Origin of the sequence: Pseudoalteromonas sp. MB41, assembly GCF_020966275.1 — a bacterium.
Lineage (GTDB): Bacteria > Pseudomonadota > Gammaproteobacteria > Enterobacterales > Alteromonadaceae > Pseudoalteromonas > Pseudoalteromonas lipolytica.
The window spans coordinates 23,427-46,332 of the sequence record NZ_JAJJZF010000021.1 but is presented as its reverse complement, the minus strand read 5'-3'; the positions used below and the strand labels follow the sequence as shown (position 1 = coordinate 46,332).

General features: G+C 41.9%; 18 protein-coding genes. 6 read left to right on the top strand and 12 right to left on the bottom strand.

Features of this window, described 5'->3' with window-relative positions; genetic code table 11:
* The first annotated feature begins 23 nt into the window (after nucleotides 1-23).
* Nucleotides 24-4,004 carry a S8 family serine peptidase gene (locus tag LPA49_RS17015; RefSeq protein WP_075594399.1) on the top strand — a complete coding sequence of 1,327 codons (3,981 nt, stop codon included), beginning with the start codon at nucleotides 24-26 and terminating at the stop codon, nucleotides 4,002-4,004.
* Nucleotides 4,005-4,133: 129 nt separating this feature from the next.
* Nucleotides 4,134-6,308 carry a S9 family peptidase gene (locus tag LPA49_RS17010; protein WP_118843877.1) on the top strand — a complete coding sequence of 725 codons (2,175 nt, stop codon included), beginning with the start codon at nucleotides 4,134-4,136 and terminating at the stop codon, nucleotides 6,306-6,308.
* 32 nt (nucleotides 6,309-6,340) lie between these two features.
* On the opposite strand, the gene LPA49_RS17005 is transcribed toward LPA49_RS17010, so the two are convergent.
* The 5 genes from LPA49_RS17005 to LPA49_RS16985 all read right to left on the bottom strand — a co-directional run bounded on the left by LPA49_RS17005 (nucleotide 6,341) and on the right by LPA49_RS16985 (nucleotide 10,604).
* A complete protein-coding gene (locus tag LPA49_RS17005; protein WP_230237325.1) occupies nucleotides 6,341-7,792 on the bottom strand; it encodes an ATP-binding protein in 1,452 nt (483 codons plus the stop codon).
* Between the two features lie 8 nt (nucleotides 7,793-7,800).
* Entirely contained in the window at nucleotides 7,801-8,529 is a 729-nt protein-coding gene (locus tag LPA49_RS17000) for a response regulator transcription factor (RefSeq protein ID WP_074989615.1), read from the bottom strand.
* Nucleotides 8,530-8,588: 59 nt separating this feature from the next.
* Nucleotides 8,589-9,296, bottom strand: coding sequence for a spondin domain-containing protein (locus LPA49_RS16995; RefSeq protein WP_075594396.1), 708 nt, complete (start codon nucleotides 9,294-9,296; stop codon nucleotides 8,589-8,591).
* A 9-nt stretch (nucleotides 9,297-9,305) separates the two neighbouring features.
* On the bottom strand, nucleotides 9,306-10,007 hold the full coding sequence (locus LPA49_RS16990) for a spondin domain-containing protein (RefSeq protein WP_075594395.1): 702 nt from the start codon (nucleotides 10,005-10,007) through the stop codon (nucleotides 9,306-9,308).
* 81 nt (nucleotides 10,008-10,088) lie between these two features.
* Complete coding sequence (locus tag LPA49_RS16985) at nucleotides 10,089-10,604, bottom strand: TlpA disulfide reductase family protein (protein WP_075594415.1); 516 nt, start codon at nucleotides 10,602-10,604, stop codon at nucleotides 10,089-10,091.
* Nucleotides 10,605-10,686: 82 nt separating this feature from the next.
* Here LPA49_RS16985 and LPA49_RS16980 point away from each other — a divergent pair, with 82 nt between their 5' ends.
* Together LPA49_RS16980 and LPA49_RS16975 are read left to right on the top strand one after the other, a co-directional pair.
* Nucleotides 10,687-11,058: a DUF4870 domain-containing protein gene (locus LPA49_RS16980; RefSeq protein ID WP_036974384.1), complete on the top strand. Its 372-nt coding sequence runs from the start codon at nucleotides 10,687-10,689 to the stop codon at nucleotides 11,056-11,058.
* 62 nt (nucleotides 11,059-11,120) lie between these two features.
* The gene (locus LPA49_RS16975; RefSeq protein WP_036974386.1) at nucleotides 11,121-11,555 is read left to right on the top strand and encodes a YqaA family protein; all 435 of its coding nucleotides are present in this window, start codon (nucleotides 11,121-11,123) and stop codon (nucleotides 11,553-11,555) included.
* Here LPA49_RS16975 and folX read toward each other — a convergent pair.
* The 3 genes from folX to folM are packed head-to-tail and all read right to left on the bottom strand — an operon-like array spanning nucleotide 11,552 to nucleotide 13,206.
* Nucleotides 11,552-11,911, bottom strand: coding sequence for a dihydroneopterin triphosphate 2'-epimerase (gene folX / locus LPA49_RS16970; RefSeq protein WP_036974387.1), 360 nt, complete (start codon nucleotides 11,909-11,911; stop codon nucleotides 11,552-11,554). The genes LPA49_RS16975 and folX overlap by 4 nt on opposite strands.
* Nucleotides 11,912-11,913: 2 nt before the next feature.
* Nucleotides 11,914-12,468, bottom strand: a complete 555-nt coding sequence (folE, locus tag LPA49_RS16965) for a GTP cyclohydrolase I FolE (RefSeq protein ID WP_036974389.1) — start codon at nucleotides 12,466-12,468, stop codon at nucleotides 11,914-11,916.
* 18 nt (nucleotides 12,469-12,486) lie between these two features.
* Nucleotides 12,487-13,206 (bottom strand): dihydromonapterin reductase, encoded by a 720-nt coding sequence (folM, locus tag LPA49_RS16960; RefSeq protein ID WP_036974391.1) that lies wholly within the window; start codon nucleotides 13,204-13,206, stop codon nucleotides 12,487-12,489.
* Nucleotides 13,207-13,521: 315 nt separating this feature from the next.
* On the opposite strand from folM, the gene LPA49_RS16955 reads away from it, so the two are divergent.
* A complete protein-coding gene (locus LPA49_RS16955; RefSeq protein WP_230237323.1) occupies nucleotides 13,522-14,316 on the top strand; it encodes a sulfite exporter TauE/SafE family protein in 795 nt (264 codons plus the stop codon).
* Here LPA49_RS16955 and nadE read toward each other — a convergent pair.
* From nadE to LPA49_RS16940, 3 genes are all read right to left on the bottom strand, one after another.
* The gene (gene nadE / locus LPA49_RS16950) at nucleotides 14,313-15,149 is read right to left on the bottom strand and encodes an ammonia-dependent NAD(+) synthetase (RefSeq protein ID WP_180311279.1); all 837 of its coding nucleotides are present in this window, start codon (nucleotides 15,147-15,149) and stop codon (nucleotides 14,313-14,315) included. The genes LPA49_RS16955 and nadE overlap by 4 nt on opposite strands.
* A 69-nt stretch (nucleotides 15,150-15,218) precedes the next feature.
* Nucleotides 15,219-15,845: a YceH family protein gene (locus LPA49_RS16945; protein ID WP_180311280.1), complete on the bottom strand. Its 627-nt coding sequence runs from the start codon at nucleotides 15,843-15,845 to the stop codon at nucleotides 15,219-15,221.
* Between the two features lie 4 nt (nucleotides 15,846-15,849).
* Entirely contained in the window at nucleotides 15,850-19,224 is a 3,375-nt protein-coding gene (locus LPA49_RS16940; RefSeq protein ID WP_180311281.1) for a response regulator, read from the bottom strand.
* Nucleotides 19,225-19,399: 175 nt separating this feature from the next.
* Between LPA49_RS16940 and LPA49_RS16935 the strand changes: the two genes are divergently transcribed.
* Nucleotides 19,400-21,682, top strand: coding sequence for a penicillin acylase family protein (locus LPA49_RS16935; RefSeq protein ID WP_180311282.1), 2,283 nt, complete (start codon nucleotides 19,400-19,402; stop codon nucleotides 21,680-21,682).
* Here the strand turns inward: LPA49_RS16935 and LPA49_RS16930 are convergent.
* Entirely contained in the window at nucleotides 21,675-22,775 is a 1,101-nt protein-coding gene (locus LPA49_RS16930; protein ID WP_230237321.1) for a diguanylate cyclase, read from the bottom strand. The two genes, LPA49_RS16935 and LPA49_RS16930, sit on opposite strands and share 8 nt — an antisense overlap.
* Nucleotides 22,776-22,906 lie beyond the last annotated feature (131 nt).

Below are 22,906 nucleotides of genomic sequence, written 5' to 3'. Positions count from 1 at the left end.
CATAACATATCCCAGGGGAACCCATGTCTAATAATCTAATAAAAAGAACAGCCGTTGCTTTAGCTGTGACTAGTGCACTATGTGCCAGCGCGCAAGCGAATGATTTTTCAAAATATAATCTAGCAGGTAAAGAATTAATTAAACCGAGTGCGGTAAGTAAAAAAGAACAAAATACTCGCAGTGAAGTGACTAGTTGGTTAGTTAAATTAAATGTGCCAGCAACTATTAATGCAAAAAGTTTAGGGGCAGATGTTGCCTCAGTTCAAGCACAAGCCAAATTAGCACAAGCCAGTGTAGAGCAAGCTATTCAGAGTATGGACTTACCCGTTCAAGTTGTAGCTAAGACATCAACACTTGTAAGCTCGGTTGTACTGAATGGTAACAAACAAGATATCGCAAAATTACTTTCAAACTCGCAAGTTGAAGGTATTTATCCCGTCTATGATTACAAATTACATGTAGCTGATAGTGCTGACTATATTGAAGCGACTCCACTTGTAGCGAATGGCTTAGCGACGGGTCAAGGTGTACGTGTTGCTGTACTAGATACAGGTATTGATTATACGCACACTGCATTTGGTGGTGAAGGCACTGAAGCTGCCTATGAAGCAGCCATTGCAGACCCTACAACTGTTGATTGGCCGCAAGGAAAAGTGCTTGGTGGTTTCGATTACATTAATAATGATGCGGATCCAATAGATGTAACGACAAACCATGGTACGCACGTATCTCACTCTGTGAATGGCATTGCACCAAATGTTGATTTATTTGTTTATTCAGTGTGTGCTGCTAACTGTCCAGGGTTGGCGCAATTACTTGCGTTAGAGAATGCGATGGACCCTGATGGTGATGGTGATATTTCTGATCGTGTAGATGTCATTAATATGTCTTTAGGTGGTGACTATGGTGACATTGCTAACGACGCGGTTGGACTTTTCATTAATGAGGCTGTAAAGCTAGGCACTAACGTGGTTATTTCAGCGGGTAATGATGGTGCATACCCATTTATTGTTGGTGGTCCGAGTACAACAGAGAATGCGTTGTCTGTTGGAGCAATGACTCACCCTACAGAAGAGCAGTCAGTTGCTAGCGGTACAGTTAACGATGAAGAAACTATTGTTCAACCAGCTAGCTTCGGTCCACAAACTGCATTTAGTTACACAAATGACAACATTGAATTAGTTTACCCAGAAGCAAATCAAACAGCGTGTGAAGCATTTGCTGATGACGTTGATTTTACTGGCAAAGGTGTGATTATTGACCGTGGTGCGTGTGCATTCACAGTTAAAGTATTAGCAGCTCAAGCAAAAGGTGCAGAGTTCGTTGTCATTGCAAATAATACAGATGATGGCACGCCAGCACCTATGGGCGGTGCCGATGCAGCAGTCACAATTCCTTCTGTAGGTGTAACATTTACAGCAGGTGCTGCGCTTAAAGCGGGTGGAACATTTAACTTAACTGTTGAGCGTTTAGTATTGTCTGGTGCAATTGCAGACTTTACATCACGTGGTCCATCAATGGGCGGTTTATTAAAACCAGAAATTACCGCGCCGGGCGTGAACATTATGACGGCTCACCCAGGTCTTGGTGATGGTTTAACAGGCGCTACAGGTACTTCGTTCTCTGGTCCTATCACGGCTGGTGCAGTGAGTTTACTGAAAGAAGCATTACCAGAGCGCAATGCACTTGAAATTAAAGCAACGTTAATGAATACCGCTAACTTAAACGTAACAATGGAGCCATTAGCACTTAACCCAGATGCTGAACTTGCGCCAATTAGTTACATCGGTGCGGGTTTAGTTGATGTTAATAAAGCTGCAAACTTACCTGTTGCTGCTTGGGCAGCAGATACCAAACAAGCGGCTCTTTCGTTTGGTTTAGTGAATGCATCAGAAACAGTTAAATTAACAAAAACGGTACAAGTTAAGAACTTCTCGAATGAAGTCAAAGTGTATTCGCTTTCTTTAGAACAGCGTTATCAAAACGATATTGACCGTGGTTCATTCTCATTAGATTACCCAGAGACAATCACTGTTCCTGCAGGTCAAACGCTATCATTTGATGTGACAGCAACGATTGACCCTACTACATTACCAGAATGGACACTGACGGATGATAACATTGGCTCGCAAGCAGTCACTGCTGATTTAACAAACTTAGAGCTTGATGGTGCGTTAGTCTTCTCTGATGGTAGTGAAAGAGCATTCCACCTTGTGTATCACGTATTGCCAAAAGCAAACGCTGCAATGAGCTTTACTCCTGTGATGACAGAAGATGGCCTTGCTCATACGTTAACTAATACTGGTGCAGTGGCACTTGAACCAGTATTTGCACCAACAGTAATGACTGATGAAATAGATGAAGACCAACGCTTTGATTTAGTGGGCGCGTCAATTGAGACGTTTGCTGTGCCAACAGAAGTCTGTGCAAGCGGTTTTGTTACTTTAACTACGGTAGTGATGAATGAAGGTATCACTCACTCTTATGTGGGTGGCTTTATGGCTGACTTCGATATAGACCAAGATGGTACATACGATGTAACAGTTCAAAATGGTAAACTTGAGTGGTTCTATGATGTTGAGCCTGGTACTGCAATTACCTTTACACATGGTTATGGAAGCAGCTCTGGCGCGCTGAATAATATCTATCAAATCATTGGTAATAATCACTTAACAATGCAAAGCTGCTTGGGTGATTTTGGTTTAACTGCTGAAGATATTGGTAAAGTCTCAGCAAATGTTCGCTTCCGTACAGAGGAAGAAACATGGACACCAATCGCTACAGGTGCAGGCGATGTTGCAATGGGAACATATACGTTTACTGATGCTTCTAATGATGTATATGCTGTACTTGTGAATGAAGCTGGTGAAGCAGTAAGCTCAGTTGAGCCTGGTGCATCAGCAACGCTATTAAACGCAGGTGCAGACTTCATGATCCTGTCTGATTCAGGTTCTAAAGCATTTGTAGCAACACCTCGTGATGACGCAAATTCAGCCCCAGTTCTTTCTGATGCAATGTTTAGCGTTGATGAAAATACATCGACAGGTACTGTTATTGGCACACTTGAAGCAACATACAGTGCAGATCTTGCAAACCCTATCTCTGAGTTTATTGTACTCAGTTCCAATTCAACAGCTGTTTCAGTAACTTCTGAAGGTGATGTTGTTGTAATGGATGAAGCAATGCTTGATTTCGACGCAGGACTTGTGTCTATAGAGATAGAAGTTGTGGTAACTGACTCTGCTGGCAATATTTCTGAACCGGCTATGGTTACAGTAATGGTTAATAACTTAGCAGATGAAGCCGCTGAAATGATGCCAGTTGTGGAAGCGGGTCAAATGTTTACTGTTCAAGAAAATGCAGTGTCAGGAACAGTGATTGGTACTGTTTTGGCATCTGATCCAGACGCTGAAACTACGCCAATTGTTTCTTACTCAGTAGAAGGTCATGATGGTATTGCTATTGATGAAATGGGCAGCCTGACTGTTGTAGGTGAAATTGATTTTGATACAACACCAGTTATCGAATTAATGGTTACTGCGATAGACAGTGCTGAAAATATGTCTGAGGCTGTTCTAGTTACTATTGAAGTTACAGAAGACCCAGCAGAATCTAAGCCTGTTATAGCTTCAGGACAACGCTTCTCTGTTGATGAGAATGTTGCTTTAGGTACTGTGATTGGCACGTTAGAGTTCTCTGATCCTGATTCAGATGAAACGCCAGTTGTTGAATTTATCGTATCGGGTAGCAACTTAGTTACTGTTAATACTAATGGTGTTATTAGTGTTGCGAGCGAGCTTGATTATGAATTCCAAAGTGAATTTACATTCTCTGTAATTGCTGTTGATTCTGCCGGCAATATGTCAGACGCAGTAAACGTTGAAGTTGAAGTGAATGACATTCGTAGTAATGACGATGATGATAAAGATGATTCAGGTTCATTAGCATGGTTAACTTTACTAGCTGCACCGTTTGCATTTATGCGCCGTCGCAAGCAAAAGTAATGACTTGATTTGTAATTAATAAAGGGAGCTTCGGCTCCCTTTTTACATTGCTTCACAAAGCATGCTTATATCTTGCTCTGTTTTTACTTATATTGGAGGATGAATAATAAAAAATACAACAGGAATCTCATGAACGTTGGTTACTCTCTCTGCTTTGCAGCACTCTCATTTGCCGTTTTAACGGCGTGTAATAAAGTCCCTGATACCGCACATAATATTGAGCAATCACGTATTACAGAAAATGCAGTTATAGCGGCACCTATTGCAAAAAAAATTCGCCATGAAATGAGTATTCATGGTGATACGCGTGTCGATAACTATTACTGGATGCGTGATGATGCGCGTAAAAATGAGGCGGTAATTGCCCACCTCACTGCTGAAAATACTTACGTAGATCGCACGATGGCGCATACAAAAGCGCTGCAAGATACACTTTTTAATGAGCTTAAAAGTCGTATAGAGAAAGACGATAACTCTGTGGCTACCAAAAAGGGAGACTATTATTACTCATCGCAGACGCGAGGTGATGATGAGTATCCAATTTATGTGCGAAGCAAATCCAGTGATGGTAACAACCAACAAGTCATATTGGATGTTAATGAGCTTGCTAAAGAGCATGACTACTTTGCTGTAACAGGCTTAGAGGTAAGCCCTAATGGGCATTTATTGGCATACGGTGAAGATACTTTAAGTCGGCGTATTTATACCATTAGAGTGAAAGACTTGGTCAGTGGTGAGCGACTGGCAGATACGATAGAAGGGAGTGAGGGAGATGTTGTTTGGGCAAATGACAACCGCACTTTTTACTACATTAAAAAAGATCCACAAACGTTATTAGGTTATCAGGTTTATCGCCATACATTAGGCACCCCACAAGCTGATGATGAACTGGTTTATGAAGAAAAAGATACTCGCTATTACACCAGCATAGGTAAGAGTAAAGACCATCAAAAAATCTATATTTATCATGAAAGTACTAGTGCTTCTGGTGTCTCTGTTATTGATGCAAATGACACAGGTACTTTGCCGAAGCGGTTCATTGAGCGTGAACCAGAACTTGAATATAGTATTAAAAAGCACGGGGATTGGTACTACATAGTCACCAATCTACATGCCGTTAATTTTCAATTAATGAAGGTACATCAATCACAAGCGCATGATAAAGGCCATTGGCAAACGGTGATTGCGGGTAGGGATAACGTTAAACTTGAAGATATCGAGTTATTTAAGAATCATTTGGTATACAAGGAACGTGAAATGGGGCAAACCCGTTTAACTATTCGTGACTTACGAAACCAAAATGAACAAGTGATTGTTTTTAATGATCCAACTTATATGGTTGATAGCTATGGAAATTTTGAGCTGGATAATCCTCGTTTACGTGTTTACTACTCAAGTATGACAACCCCAGATACCCATTACGATATCGACCTTATAAGCGGCGAAAAAACAGTGCTTAAGCAGCGCAACGTTTTGGGTGACTTTACGCCAAGTAACTATGCATCTGAGCGTATCTATGTAACAACCCGTGATGGTGTTGATGTACCGGTCAGCCTTGTTTATCGTAAAGATAAGTTTAAAAAAGATGGCAGTAACCCTCTTTTACAATACGGATATGGTTCGTATGGTGCGACGATGGATCCGCGTTTTTCGAGCTCGCGTTTGAGCTTACTCGACCGCGGTTTTGTGTTTGCGATTGCACATATTCGTGGCTCTCAAATGCTTGGTCGCCCTTGGTATGAAGATGGCAAATTACTTCATAAGAAAAATACGTTTAATGACTTTATTGATGTAACTAAATCTTTAGTTGCACAAAAGTATGGTGACAAAGAACGCATATTTGCCATGGGAGGCAGTGCCGGAGGGTTATTAATGGGGGCGGTCGTTAATCAAGCGCCAGAGCTTTATAGCGGGGTGATTGCTGCAGTGCCATTTGTTGATGTAGTCACCACGATGTTAGACACAAGTTTACCACTAACAACCAACGAATATGACGAGTGGGGTAATCCGAATGAAAAAGTATTTTACGATTATATGCTGTCATATTCACCGTATGATCAAGTAAAAAAACAAGCCTATCCTCATATGTTGGTCACTACAGGGTTACATGATTCGCAGGTGCAATATTTCGAACCTGCAAAGTGGGTTGCTAAACTGCGCGAATACAAAACAGATAACAATTTAGTACTGTTTAAAACAGATATGGAAGCCGGGCATGGAGGGGCGTCGGGACGCTTTAAAAGCTTACAAGACACCGCCTTGTACTATGCCTTTATGCTTGATTTAGCGGGTTATCAACAATAAGCAAAAAGGCATCAATGCGCTTTTATTGATGCCTATTTTGATAAGTTAAAGCGAAACTGGCTGCCTTTCCCTAAGGTACTCTTCACTTCGATATTACTGTCCATTAGGGTTAGTAAGTGCTTGCATATTGCTAACCCTAGCCCTGATGTTCCTCGTTTTATACTGTTTCGTGCTTGATAATGTGGCTCAAAGATCGCGTGTAACTCGTCTTCGTGTATGCCGATACCCGTGTCTGATACTGTGACGTAAAGTTGCTCACTTTGCTGTGACACGCTAATTGAGACAGTGCCCTTTTCCGGAGTATGGCGAATAGCATTTTCGATCAGGTTGGTTAATATACGTTCTAGTTTGGCAATATCCGTGGTCACGGTGAAATCGCAGATTTCAGGGATAACCTGGAGAGTTATGCCGGCTTTTTGTGCAGTTAATGCTAGCTTGGCCAGGCAATCATAAATAAGCTCTCCTAGATTAAAGGTTTCTGTGTTTATTTTTACTTGGCCACTTTCTAAGTGCGCTAGTTCGAAAATTTGTTCTATTAACAGTTTTAACTGCTGGCAGTTATCCATAGCAAGGCTTAAGTAGTGCTGTTTTTCGTGTTCATTCAAATGACTTTTGGGTTTTTTTATTACTTCAATAAATCCGTGCAATGAAGCAAGCGGTGTTCTTAAATCATGCGAAAGGTGAGTGAGTAACTCGCGGCGCTGTTTATCTGCCTGTTGTAACGATTTTAATTGATCATCAATGCGAGACAACATGCCATGAACTCCTTTGCTTAAGTTACCTATTTCATTGTTACCCGAATAGCGTGGGCTTTGTGTCATTTTTGTTAAGCTGTAATTTGCCGCTCTAATTTGGCAAATCTCGTTATTTAGCTGCGTGAGGGGTAAGGTAAAAAATCGAAAGAGAATAAGCATGATAATAAGTAACGTAATGACTGCAACTACAAACCCTATTGCACCAATCTTAAGAATGTCATTACTTTTAATATTATTAAGTAAAGTATCAAAGGTTTGACCACCAATAATCACGTACAAATAACCTTGCAATTGTTGTTGGTTATAAACCGGCGCGGCAGAGAATATTTTTTGGGTATTACTGCGAGGATCATCACCGTAAATCGGTGTTGTACTCGTTTTATTAATTAGTTCTTTGATAGGGACGAGATTTATTTTTTGTTTAATTACTTGCCCAGGTTTAGCCGAATAGGTCAGTAACTTACCGGTTGAATCAACAAAGTAGAATTCAAAAGCCGGGCCGAGGATCATCAAGGTATGAAATAAGTTCTCCAAAGCTTTATAGTCATAGACACCTTGTTTAATTAATGGATTGTCATTCACTAGGTGCTCAGCTAACTGTAAATGCAGGTTTTGTTGTGCATGATCTTGGGCGCTTTGCTCCAGCTGTTTACTCCAGTTGAATACCAGTGTACACAACAGGCTAAAAATAAATATGAACGACCATGCGAGCTTTTGATATAAGGTCATCGAGTGCATTAATTGGCACTCAACTGACGAGGGTTTAGTTTATAGCCAACACCCCAGACGGTTTCTATAAATGGTGTTTGATGGTATTGCTCAAATTTACTCCGCAGACGGTTGATATGTGAATTCACTGTATGCTCATAACCACTGTGTTGATAACCCCACACTTGGTCGAGTAATTGTTGTCGGCTAAATACGTGGTTCGGGTGCTTGGCAAAATACACCAGTAAATCAAACTCGGTGGCGGTTAAGTTAATTGCTTGGTTAGCTAAAAATGCTTGGTGGCTGGCAAATTCTATGTGCAGTTTGCCTAGTTGTATTATGGGTTGTTTCTCAGTTTGCTCGTTACTTGATTGTGCCATAAGAAGCTGTGCGCGATGGCGTAGTTGGGTTTTTATACGTGCCTGTAACTCTCTGGCGAAAAAAGGTTTGCAAATATAATCATCTGCTCCCATTTCTAACCCTATAACTCTATCCATATCGCTGCTAAGAGCGGTTAGTAAAATGACTGCGATAGTTGGGTAATGTTCCTTAACTTTTCGACATAAACTTAATCCATCCATCTGCGGCAAGTTTATATCTAGTAATACAAGCCCATAGTGATTGCTAGCAAGCTTTTTAATCGCTGATTCAGCACTGCATGCTTCATCAATGTGTAGGTTTAAGCTTTGTAACTGGGTGGCGATCAAGTGTCGTATAGTTCGGTCATCTTCAACAATTAATACTTTTTCTGTGCGCATAGTCATATCCAAATCGCTAAGGCACCTCCCTATGCCCTCAGCGTAAGTGGGTGCTATTATTATTGCGTCCGCGTTATGATTATCTGAGCAACAGGGTTATCAAATTTATGTTGGTTCGTTAGCACTGAACTTCGTAAACCATCATCTTGGCTAACAACACCAGGGTGCATTGCTACACTGTTGATATCATCTCGGCTTTCGTTAAAACCTTCTCCTGAGTCAGCAGGACCTGGGATCGTACCATGTGCTTCTGAGTTGGTCTCTGTACCAGCATCATAAGCATGACTATGGCGAGAAAGTGATTCATTAACAGCTAACGAAGACACGTCTATAGCATTAAGACCGGTAAAAGCGTCATTTGTATTCACCAACATTGTCGCTAAGCTAATCTTTAATGATTCAAGCTGCTCCGTGGTGAGTGTAAGAGTAAGTTGCTCTCCCGGAGGTAGTGGGCTTTCAGCACTCTGAGCGTGTGTTGCAAAATCAACGGTTAATAGTTGGCTGTTATCACCGCCCTCGGCCATTCTTTCTAATGCCTCTGAAGCAGAGTTTCCTATTTGCCATAGCATACCCTCTGTGTGAGCGATAAGGGCAACAGGAGAAAAAGGTTGTGCGGCGGTTAAATTGGTTATTGTCACAGTAAATTCGTAGCTTGTCGGAGTGACAACCACGGGAGGTTTTACTTCCACATCATTGTTATCTGAATCACTGCATGCTGCGAGGCTTACACCCAGCGCGAGTATAATTAAGCTTTTTGAAAAGCGCATAACGGCCTCCTACTTCACGGTTACAGTTAACATCGCAACAGGGTTAAGCCATCTGTGTACTGTATTATTAAGATCACTGATACCCGCTTCGAGGTCGTCATCACCTAAGTTACCTGGATGAATGTGTACCATGGTATTGTTTTCGTTACTTGTTACACCACTTGCTCCACTACCAGCATTCCCACCAGGTGCCGCAGGAATACCTAAAACACCTAACGCACCCGCACCCTCAACAACACGTTCATCATTGGCTTCTGTACCCGCATCATAAGCATTTAAATACACGGTGTAAGTTCCTGCTTGCGATGGAATCATCCAGCTATCTAAGCCGACAAAACCATCATTGGTGGGGAGTAACATTGCAGTTAGCGATAAATAATTGTTGCCATCGCTGGTGGTTAATGTGGCCATAGTGGAACTGGTAGGCGCTAATAAGCCTTCTGCAGGATTCGCAACCATGTCACTACTTGCAGCAGTCGCTTCATTAATTAAAGGCTCTAAATTTCCGCCTTCAGCCATTGTTTGTAATGCCGTTGAGGCAGGCATTGCTACGTTAAATAACTTATGTTCACTGTTGTGGGCTGCAATGAGCACTGGGGTAAAATGTAACCCTTGGGTGAGGTTGGTCAGTTTAATGTCCAGTTCAGCCGCTTGGCCTAAAAAACTAGTCAAAGCGCTGGCTGCTAACATTGATAAAGGTAAAGCTTTCATTGTTCTTTCCTGTTTTTGATGATTTAAAAACAGTATCAAAGCGCAATATCAAGAAAGCCTCACGAAGTTATCACTTTTTTATCACAGCAAATTAAGTAGCCGTTCAAGGGCGTATACATCTTCGCCATTTTCTTCTTGAATCAGTCGGTTATCTTCATCGAGTAGCAATAGGCGAGGAATCCCTTTGTTTGCATAGGCATTATAAATTGTGCGATTTTCATCACTGATAAGCGGATAGTTAAGATGGTAGTCACGTTTAAACTGTGCCAACGACGTGGAATTTTCTTCACGGCCAATCGCAATAATTTGCAGTTCAGAATTATTGACCCATGGACTTGCTTGTAATTGCTCAATAGTACGCTGAGAATCAGCGCACCAGGTGGCAAATAAAATAATTAGTTTTTTCTTATTCTTAAGTTGTACGATATAGTTTTCAATATCAGTAAATTGGCTATGTTTAAATGATCCGCCTGGTTTAATAAACGTGACGTAATCGTTTTGAGGTAACGCTGGGGTCGTAGCTTGCTTTGCTCCGTTTGAAGAACAAGCGGTTGCTAGAAAACTACAGAGTATCAGTGTTATGCGTGTTTTTTTCATTTGCATCGTGAGCGTTTAATTTTTAATCTGCCCTCATAATATAGGCAAATGAAAAACGAAAACAATACAACAAGGAGATAAAATGGAAGATAATCAAAAAGTTGAATTAGTGGAATGTAATAAAGAGCAACGCACTTGGGCGATGTTATGCCACTTAAGCTCGTTTGCAGGGCTGTTGATCCCCTTTGGTTCCGTGATTGGTCCGCTTATAGTGTGGCTTGCTAAAAAGGATGAAATGCCATTAGTCGCCGAGCATGGCCGTAAATCACTTAATTTTCAATTAACCATGATGATCGCCTACATCGTGAGTTTTTTACTTATCTTTGTAGTGATTGGCGTGATTTTACTGCCTGTGATTGCGGTGTTTGCTTTTATCATGGTGGTGGTCAGTGCAATTAAGGCCAATGATGGTAAAGACGTTAACTACCCGTTGAGTATTGAATTTATAAAATAATGGGATTGCAATATACTGTTAAAGCTCAGTAACCGTGCTGAGCTTGTCTTTTTTGGTGTGTAATGGCCTATTTATCACTTTTTTTTACTGCTTTTATTTCAGCCACCTTATTACCGAGTTCCTCAGAATTAGTCATGACAGCGATGGTAGCCAAAGGCAACTACGTTTTATGGTTACTGTGGCTTAGTGCCACCTTAGGCAATGTGTTAGGGAGCTGTGTAAACTATTGGTTAGGAACACAAGTTTTACGTTTTAAAAACCGTAAATGGTTTCCGGTGTCAGAAAAATCAATTAAAAAAGCAGAAACGCAATTTAACAAGTACGGCATATACAGTTTGTTGTTTGCATGGCTGCCTGTTGTGGGCGACCCTCTGACAGTGGTTGGGGGAATATTTAGAGTTAAATTTTCTGTGTTTTTGATATTAGTTGCCCTTGGCAAAGGCGCACGTTATTTAGCCGTGCTTGCCTTTGCGGTTGGGCTAGAAGGGTTGCTTTAGTCTTTTTGCCAGTCAAGTGTGAGTGACACAGAGTCAGCAAAGCGAAGAGCATGAGGTTTATCAACGCGCACTTTAGCGTAATGAACGCTCTGGTGCTCATGGCAAATTGCCAGTATCTCTGCAACGAGTTTTTCTAAGAGTAAAAAATGCCCTTGCTCCACAAGACTGATCACCTCTTTAGTGATGGTTTTATAGTTGAGCGCTTTATCAACGGCATCTGTTTCACATGCTTGGTCAGCCGGGTAGTGAATTTCTAAGTTGATCACCACATCCTGCTTTTTTTCCCGCTCGTCTGGGTTAAAACCAATAAAGGTTCTCAGTCTTAAATTCGTTACATTAATAATTGCATTGGCCATAATTACCCTCTAACTAGTTGTAAAAACTCGTTACGGGTTTTTGGATCAGCCCTAAAGTTGCCAAGCATCACTGAGGTGCGCATGCTTGAGTTTTGTTTTTCAACGCCACGCATCATCATGCACATGTGTTTCGCTTCAACAATCACCCCCACGCCTTTTGCTCCAGTGACTTCTTCAACTGCTTTCGCTATTTGATGAGTAAGTTGCTCTTGGATTTGAAAGCGACGTGCAAACATATCAACAATACGTGCAAACTTTGATAAACCAAGTACTTTACCATTTGGAATATAAGCAATGTGGCAACGACCAACAAAGGGTAGCAAGTGATGCTCACACATTGAGTAAAGTTCAATATCTTGAATTAATACCATGTCATCAGCATCTGAGGTAAACACCGCGTTGTTGGTAATTTCATCTAACGTTTGACGATAGCCTTTTGTTAAATATTCCATCGCCTTTGCGGCACGCTTAGGTGTATCTAGTAAGCCTTCGCGTTGAGGGTCTTCGCCTACAGCGCTAATAATGCCTTGGTAACTCTTTTTTAAATCATCGTGCATAGGTTTCTCAATAATTCGTTATTTTAAATGTCTGCCACCATCAACGGGCATCGAACGGCCTGTGATGTAATGACTGTTAAGTAGTAGCTCTACACTGTTAATAATTTCGGCGCAGCCGGGCTCAATACCCATCAACGATTTTTTCAATGTTTTGGCTTTGTATTCGTCGCTATCGTGTTCATTAAAAATGATGAGTGAAGGGGCGATAGCATTGACCTTGATTGCTGGGGCAAATTTTGCAGCAAATGATTTTGTTAAGTTATCAAGCGCGGCTTTACTCGCAGAATAAGCAAGGTGTTTAGGGCTGCCTTTTTCAACTACGTAATCAGTAAGATGAATAATATCGGCAGGGTGTCCTGTGTTTTTTTGATAATTAAGTAATAAGTCTGCCGAAGCGAGATTTATTAAATAGGGGGCTTTCGCGTGAATGCGCATCATGTTGTCGAACAGGGCAGCATAATCGTGATTATTTGCTTCGCAGTCCCAGCTTGAAGCGTTGTGAATAATTGCTTTAAGCTGGTTTGTGTGACTTTTTAATTGTTCAATAAAGTGCGCAATTGCTTCGTCGTTATTAAAATCTGCATGAATGCAGGTTGCCCCTTTTCCAGCAAGTGTATCAATCGCTTCATGACGTGTGCGATAAGTGACAATGATTGCTTGCCCTTGTGCTAAAAAGTGCTCTGCTAAAGCAAGTCCTATACGTTGACCTGCACCAGTAATTAAAATGGGCGATGACATAAATTAATATAAATCCTTAGACTTTTTAATGCGATAAGGTATGCATTAAGAGTACGTTACTGTAACAACTATAAACCAAATTACAGAACTATTTCATCTTTACTGCAATCATGTAAGCAAAACTTTTACGTATCTAATCTCTATATAGATCATTTGCTGAACTTCAAGAGTCAGGCATAATAATCGCACTCGAGATTCTTCTAGCTGCTTATGTTTGCTTTTTTAAGGTCATGGCATTGGTTACGGTTTATGCCATGGCTGTTCATTATCAGTGTGTACTGTTCCTTATTATTTTCTCAAGGAGCCACCGGGCTAATGGGTCACTTTATGGCGCAATTGAGTATTGCCGCCACGATGGCTCTCGGATCCTTTGTTGCCGGAGGTACGGCATTAGGGGGCGGGGCGGTGGCGTTTCCTGTGATGACCAAAGTATTAGCAATAGAGCCTGCAACAGCTAAAGTTTTCTCTCTAGCGATTCAAAGTTTTGGTATGACAGCCGCGGCTTTAACAATTATTTTTGGTCGTATTGCCTATTACAAGCACGTGGTGTTGATTGCTGCGCCTTTGGCAATTGTGGGCGCTATTTTTAGCTTACTGTTTATTGCAGATTACGTGCCTCGCTTAGTCGTGAAAGGGGTATTTAGTTCACTACTGTTGTGTTTTGCGCTCACATTAGCGTGGCGTATTTACCGACGAGCCCAGCATATTTGCAGTCAAACTGATATTACCGTGAATAAAGCGCGAGTGGCGCTGGTGGCTGTTATTGGTGGCATTGCATCGGGGTTAGTTGGTTCAGGGGCTGATATTGCCATATTTGCACTGCTCGTCATTGCATACAATGCGAATATTCAACGTGCGACAGCAACCACGGTGATTATAATGGCGTTGACTTCGGTGGTGGCCAGTTGTGTAAACTATTTCTTTCTTAACGTAGTTACTGCGCAGGTTGAAGCGTATTTATTAGCCGCGATCCCTGTGGTTGTGCTTGGTGCGCCATTGGGGGCGTATGTGTGTGCGCGGGTCAAAAGCGGGCAATTAATAGGCTTTTTATTGCTGTTAATTGCCCTTGAAGTGTCATTTACGGTTTATGAGCTGTTAAATGCAGTTTAAAGCGCGTCGTAAACAGTGGGGATAGCTTGGCGTTTGTGCTGTGTACGCAGGTAAATCGCCGTTAGTTTTTGCTCTACTTCACTGCTCACATCTTTCCCTTCTAAAAAGTCATCAATTTGCTCATACGTTAAGCCGAGCGCCTCTTCGTCGGTTAAACCTGGGCGGTCACATTCTAGGTCGGCTGTTGGTACTTTGTGTACGAGCAGTGCTGGGGCACCTAAGTGCTCGGCAAGCGCTCTAACTTGACGTTTCGACAGACCAAACAATGGCGCAAGGTCGCATGCACCATCACCAAATTTAGTGTAAAACCCTGTGATATTTTCAGCACTGTGATCTGTGCCTACAACGAGGCCTTGGCAAAAACCAGCAATTTCGTATTGCGCGACCATACGTTGGCGAGCTTTAACGTTACCTTTAATGAAATCGATTTTTGCTTGTTCAGGCAATTCACCCCCAGCGCCGATGACAGCCGCCATAGCTTGCTCATGCATGCCATCCACAGCGGCTTTAATATTAACGGTCATGCGCTTGCTGGGTTGAATAAAGTCAACGGCCATTTGCGCTTCGTCTTCATCGGCTTGAATACCGTACGGTAAGCGCACAGCAATAAATTGATACTCGTTGGTGTTATGCTCTTGGTTCAATTCATTCACGGCTAATTGACATAAACGGCCACAGGTTGAAGAGTCCACACCGCCACTAATACCTAATACTAGCGAGCGCGAGTGCGCAGCAAGCAGTCGGCTTTTAAGAAAGTTGACGCGTCGAGTGATCTCCGCTTTTACGTCAATCGTGGGTTGGACTTTCATTTCTGCCAGAATATCGGCACGCATGGTAGAGCTCCTATTTATGTTATTTTTGGCGTTGAATCTAGGGGTATTATGTTACGGGTCTGCTTTTTATTAAAGCCCTAAATGTGCTTTTATAGTGTCTATATGTCGCTTAAGTTCGTCGATCTCAGCCCGTAATTGCTCAACTTCATCGACACGATCGTGTTCAGGCTCTGCTGAATGCGTTATTTCATGTACACTTTGTGGATCAACAAATAGATGTTGATAACGGCTTTCGCGTTTACCGGGCTCACGCGCTAAGCGAGTAACATACTCTTGCTCAATTAGATAGTTTAAAGCGCTTTCGACCTCATTGACGCTTGCAAACTCAGCAAGGCGATTACTGCGCGTTCTTAATTCGCCCGGCGTCTGTGCGCCGCGTAGTAATAACAAGCAAATAATGGCGCGTTGCTGCTCGGTAAATTGCAAGCTGCCGAATTCAGTATTACAAAAACGGTGCGCGTACTTATTCACGCGACCCGACAGCCCCTCATCAACAGTGACAAGGCGTAATGCAATTAACTCATCAAGCGTGTCTTGCACATCGGCTTCAGTAAGAGAGAGCACAGGTTCCCGATTTGATTTTTGATTACAGGCATTGGTTAATGAATTTAAAGACAGTGGATAATGTTCGGGTGTTGTACTTTGTTTTTCGAGTAAACAGCCAATAACGCGTTGTTGATTAGGAGATAATTGCATTGTTTTACTCTCTTTCTTGGTGGGTGTCTAACCACACGGATAGTTTTTTATTAAGTGAATCAAAGTTTAGCGGCTTGGTTAAATAATCATTCATACCGGCGTTTAAACAGCGCTCTTTATCGCCTTGCATCGCATTAGCTGTAAGCGCAACAATACTAACTTCGCGATGTGCTGTGCCTGCATCGCCGTTACGAATTGCCCGTGTCGCTTGGTAACCGTCCATTTCAGGCATTTGACAATCCATTAAAATTAATTCGTAGGGCATATGTTCTCGGTTTGCTATTTTTGCAATTGCCTCAAGGCCATTTTCGGCAATGTCAAAGCTAATACCGGCTTGTTTTAGCAGCGCGCCTGCAACCATCTGATTTACTTTATTATCTTCAACTAACAATATTTGCGATGCCGAATTTACAGTGTACGTTGCTACTTTTTTTACTAAGGTTTCTTTATTGATTTGTTGCTGCTCGATATATTTATCGTTAGCAAGAGAGTTAAACAAATCAGAGGGCGTTAATGGCTTAAAGATAATACTCTCAACTTTCAGTGTTTGTCTTGTTTGTTTTTCTGTCAGACTCATCGGGGCCATTAAAATGCGTTTACAGCGGGTTGCATTAAAATGTGTTTTAAAGGCCTGTTTTTCGGCTGCACTTGCTTGCATATACAGTTGATAATCAACAAAAATGGCGTCGCAACGTTGACCATTTTGTTGTTTGGCGCGATTTAATAAACTGGCCATGTCGTTTATTTCTTCGACTTCTGCGCCCCATAATTGCAGCTGCTTTTTGGCAATATTACTGCTTAGAGTACAGCTGTCGGCAATTAATATCTGTTTTTTATCAATGATATGGCTAGGCTCGAGGGACTGTTTTTTATAATCTAATTTTACCTTAATGGAAAAGTTAAAGGTGCTGCCTTCGCCATAAGAACTAACCACATTGACATCACCCTGCATCAACTTACACAGCTGCTTTACAATAGCAAGACCCAAGCCCGTGCCACCGTATCGGCGCGTGGTTGAAGCATCGGCTTGGGTAAATGAATCAAATAATGTGGCTTGTTTTTCAGGTTTAATACCAACCCCAGAATCAACGACAGAGCAATCTAAATACATCGCATCGTCAATCTGTTTGACCGTCGCAATGACGATTATTTCGCCATCTTTTGTAAATTTAATCGCATTTCCGAGTAGGTTATTAATAATTTGTCGAATACGATTAGGATCGCTAACAATAAATTCATGAGTAATTTGGGTGGCATCAAGCACAAGCTTGGTATTGTTTTGCTCTGCTTTAATCGCAAATGACTCAACGGTGTCACCCAGTAGTTTTGATACATTAAAGCTAATATTTTCAATATCTAATTTGCCTGCTTCAATTTTCGAGAAATCTAAAATATCGTTGATAATATGCAATAACGACTCAGCAGATGATTGTGCTAATTGAATATGATGATTTTGTTGGCTATCTAACTTGGTTTGCTTGATGATATTAAGCATCCCAATTACGCCATTCATGGGCGTGCGTATCTCATGACTCATACTGGCTAAAAACTCACTTTTAGCTTTAACAGCCTGCTCTGCGGCTTCTTTCGCTTGCACCAGTTGTTGCTCGGTTTCTATACGACGTTGGCTGGCATGTAGGCTACCAATCAGAGCAGCCACGGCAATTAAAAAGCTTTCTTCGTTTTTACTCCATTGCTGGCGACTATGGCACTTTTCAGCACATACCACCCCCATAGTTTTACTGCCTGTAGGAATAATCACCGTAAGCAGAGAGCGAATATCAAACTTATCAAGGTAATCCGTGTATAAGTCTTTAGTAAAGGGATGTTGTTGAGCATCGCTGGCGTTAATAACGGCATTATTGTTAATGGCATCAAAATAGTTTTGCACCTCAATCTGCTGCAAACAGATGGGGTCACTAAATTGTGGGTTGCTCTGATCATGAATAGCAAAAGTGTTGAGTGACTGCCTATCGTCGCTAAACAACCAAATACTTGCACGGTCGACATTGAGCGCATGGCAAATTGCTTGCACAATTACATGCTTAGACAAGTTTAAGTTGCCAGTCAGGACTGCATCATTCACGGTTAAAGATGCTAAAATTTCGTTGTGTAGTGCTATTTTCTGGTTTTCAAGTTCGATTAGTTTGCGCGCATCTATATCTTGAATTGAGCCAAATAGCTTGATGCATCGACCATTCTTATGCTCAGCCTCACAGTGGACTAAAACCCAAACCGCATCACCTTTTGCATTAATAATTTGAATTTGTGTTTCAAAGCTCTTGCCATGTTTAAGCGCCTGCTCGTAAAGGTGGCGAATTTTGTCGCGGCTAAAGCCCGCTTTAAAACCGTTAAAATTGGTAGGCCATTCAGGTTGTTTATTTATCGGATAGTTAAATATTTGCTTGGTCATATCTGACCAATACATGTTTTTGGTTTCAAGATTAAAAGACCACGCGCCGATTTTGGCAAGACTGCTCATGGTTTCAAGCATTCGTTCGCTTTTGTATTGTCGTTCTAGCATTTTTAAGAAAAATAGCGATGCGCTAGCAAATAACGCACAAACCAAAATTATGGCTATCCTAAGTGGCCATATTGTTGAACTAGGAGGGCTCCAACCTGCTTTTGGCGCCGCATACATGCGCCATTCACCACCCGGAAATGTAATACTGAAACTGAGTGGCGTGTTCTCTAAAATATGCTTTTGACCATAAAAGAATTCACCGTGTTGGCCTTTGCCGTTTCGCCCTTGTAGTGCTATGTCGTAATGATTACCTAATGAGACCAAGCCAGAGTTGGTATAGATCTTATTAATATCGAGCACCACCGAGAGTAAGCCCCAAAATTTATGGTCAGGTGGCATAAAAACAGGCATTCGGGCGACTAATGCGTGGCCACCTTGCACCAATTCTAATGGGCCCGCCATGACAATGGTATTCTCGTCACGTGCTTTAATGGCATCATCGCGCTGTGCTGCATTCTCTAAAAAGTTAAGGCCAATCGACTTTTCGTTACCTTCTAGCGGGTAGCCCATACGAATAACCATATCGGGCGCGCCACCAATATTTCTAAGCTCTGAAGAGGTCTCAAATAGAGGGGCTGCAATTTGTGCAAAGCGTGTTTGATCAAGGTTGGGCTCGGCAGCAACCGCGACAGCAAGGCCACGAACAAGCTGGATATTTGAAATGAGGATTGATTCAAGTTCAGCACGGTAGGCGCTTAATTTAGCCAGTTCTTGAGAGCGAAAGGCGTCTTTTCCGCGGTTGTAATTAATGTGATCTAATACAAAACCAATCAATACAATTAGCGCGAGCGAAAACCAGAAAGCGAGCCTGAGTTTTCTTAGCTTTTTATTGTCGTTTTCAGTCGCTAGCGGCATAAGTCTTATTGCGTATTATACTATCTTCCTACTATAGACAATTTCTGTCGTAATTAACAATGGACAATTGAGCTGTCCACGTTAAATTTAATTATTTGTATCGTAACACTATTTTTTCACAAAGCACGGGTTACTATACCCATGTATTTGTTACTTTCGCGCAAGGAATTTGGGCATGTTTAAGATAATCAAATGGTTACTAATAAGCTTACTTATAGTGGGGCTACTCGCTACGGGGATCACTTATGGTGTGTTGAATTTAAGTTTACCTGCTTTAGATGGTCGGGGAACCAGCTCGGCAATTACCCACTCAGTAAAAATTGAGCGCGATAAGCTGGGGCAAGCCGTAATTCATGCTCAAAACCGTTTAGATGCCGCTTATGCACTTGGCTTTGCGCATGGGCAAGATCGCTTTTTTCAAATGGATTTATTGCGTCGAAACGCAGCAGGGGAACTGAGTGAGCTATTTGGAAAAGCAGCTCTAGGCCTTGATAAAAAAATGCGTTTTCATCAATTGCGACAACGCAGCCAAATTATGCTCGCACAATTACCGGATAAAGATCAGGCTTTATTAAAAGCTTATACAGCGGGAGTCAATGAAGGGCATGCACAAGTTGGTTTCGACAGTTTTGAGTATATTTTAACGGGCGCAGAGGCCAAGCCTTGGCAAAGTGAAGACAGTTTACTGATTATTTTTAGTATGTACTTAGATTTGCAAACGGCAACCTTTGAGCGTGATAAAACACTGATTGAAATTGAACAACGGTACGGTAATGCAATGGTTGAATTTATAACTCAACCGAGTCCCTATCAAGCCGCGCTAGATAACAGTAAATTAGCCCCATATTCAGGCAAGATTCCCGCATTAAATGAGCCGCTGTGGGCGATGACTCACATTGATGAAAACCAAGAAGTAGGCAGTAATAACTGGGCAGTAACAGGCGATTTAACCGCCACAGGGTCGGCCATGTTATCGGATGATATGCATTTGTCGTTTGCTGTGCCAATCATTTGGTATCGCGCGCAATTGAATTACCCATTAAAGGGAGAAATGCAGCAAATTACAGGGGTATCATTACCGGGAGCGCCCGCTATTGTTGTGGGCACTAATAATAAAATCGCTTGGGGGTTTACCAATGGGTACCTCGACACTGCTGACTGGATTGCACTGGATGGAAAAGAAAAAACATGGCAAATCGACGAACCCATACTCTTAAATGATGGCAGCACTGAGCATTATGCATTAACGATGAGTGAATATGGCCCTGTGACAGAGATTAACGGTAAGCCATACGCCTTAAGCTGGGTTGCCCATCATGATTATGCTGTAAACATGGCGCTTTTAAAGCTTGAGCAAGCGCGCAATGTCGATGACGCTTTATCGCTTGCAGAGTATGTTGGTATTCCGGTGCAAAACCTCATGGTGGTTGATGATAAGGGCAGTGCAGCATGGAAAAATATGGGGGCAATTCCAGCACGTAAAGTGCCTCATCAGCTTGCGGTATCGGAGCAAGATTACTCACCCAAATGGCATGATAATGAAACCGATCGCCCCTTTGTTAAAAACCCTGAGAGTGGTCGCCTTTGGACGGGTAATTCACGTGTTGTTTCTGCAGCAGACCATGCGCGTTTTGGTAATGGAGCGTATGCGATGGGGGCTCGTTCAGCGCAAATTCGCGATCGCTTATTTGAAAAACAACAGTTTAACGAACAAGACTTTTATGACTTACAACACGATAATGAAGCGCGCTTTTTAAAAGATTGGCATAATTTACTTGTTAATCAATTAACTGCTGCCGGTGATAAGTATGCTGTTTACTTAACAGCGCTTAACAACTGGCAAGCCTGTGCTTGTAGCGACTCAATAGGCTATACCTTAGTGAAACGTTATCGAGACGAAGTTATTAATAGCCTATTTAGTCCTCTTGAAAACACACTTAAGTTAGACGGCGGTAGCTTGAAATATGTAAAGCGTGATTTAGAGCCTGCGCTTCGGCAATTGATTGAGGAAAAACCGGCACACTGGTTAAATCCAAAGTACAGCGATTGGCAGCAGCAAATGTTGGCAGTATTCGATCACACCGTCGCTAAATTAACGAAGCAGTATGGCAATAATTTACATAGTTGGGAGTGGGGAAAAGTGAATCAATTGGTGATTGAACACCCATTCGCTAAGCAGATCCCAGTGCTTAAAAAGCTGTTGAATATGCCAACGGCTCCGGGGTTTGGCGATACTTTTATGCCCGCAGTACAAGGTCGAAGTTTTGGCGCATCACAGCGCTTTATCGTACAGCCAGGTTATCTAGAAAATGCGATTATGGCGATTCCTGGAGGTCAGTCAGGTCATCCTTTATCGGAGTTTTACCGTGCAGGGTTTAATGATTATGTGTCTAGCGAGTTGACGCCACTGTTGCCGCAAAATATCGTACACAGTATTACGATTAACGCGGTTAACTAACGGCGTCAACGTTATTAAATACGCTACTTTGTCCGGTCGCGATGGTGGTTTTATTTCGCCCTGAGTGCTTGCTTTTATACAATGCGGCATCTGCTTGTTGCAGCATGCACTCAAGCGACGCTAACGGTTGCCATTCAATAAGGCCAAAACTCATCGTGACGGTTAATTCAGGAAAGTCTTGATGCGGTTCAATGGCTGCAATTTGCTGGCGTAATGCTTCGACTTTGGCAAAGGCTTGTTGTTGATTGGTGTGCCCTAGTAGTAACAAAAACTCTTCTCCTCCCCAGCGTACCGCAATATCATTTTCAGTTAAAAAAGCACGAATAGCGGCAGAAATATTCAACAATATGGTGTCGCCTTTATCATGGCCGTAGCTGTCATTTATATTTTTAAAGTGATCAATATCAGCCATAACTAAGCAGAGGTTATCAGCGTTCTCAATGCTTTTTTTATGGGCTGCTAGGATGAGTTTTTTTGCAAAACGACGGTTATACAATTTTGTAAGTGGGTCACGAGAGGCCATTTCTGTCAGCTCTATTCGCTGTGATATCGTTATTTCTCTAATTAAGCCAATGCCATATACCATGGGTAATCCAGCGATAATGATGTTGATCACATTGATATGAGGAATGAGTTCAGGGTAGGAAAAGGTATAGGTTACTTCGGCAAAAAAGACGTATAACAAAGCAAAGGTGATGATCATTAAAAAGCTATAAATAGCAGCGCGTTTTAACGGCAATTGATAGTCGATCATTAAAATACAAGAAATTGTCCATAAATAAAATTGAAACCCTGCGCTGAGTCCCAGTGTTGCACATACCACCACTGCATGAATGAGCACTTCGAGGCAAAATACTCTCAGCGCTAATGAGGTTAATCCTTGGTTTATAAGAAAGATGCCACCGCCCCAAGCAAAAACACTTAATACGTTTACTATGGCAAGCGTATTGGCTCCAATGTGGGCAAAGGCTGGTATTAATAAGGCATGAACTGCTAACGCAAAATAAGCAATTCTAGAAATGATGAGAAACTTTACATGTTCAATTTCTTCTAATCCAGTCTGCGTAGGTTGTTTAAGTAGATGTTTTATCAAACCAACCTCATAGATACAGACAGGGAGAATGTAAGTATAGATGATAATTTCAGCAGTGATCAGCTATTCTAGGTTATTCACATAGATAACAGTAAAAAAGTTCACAATTTGGGCGCAGGATTAAACACGTG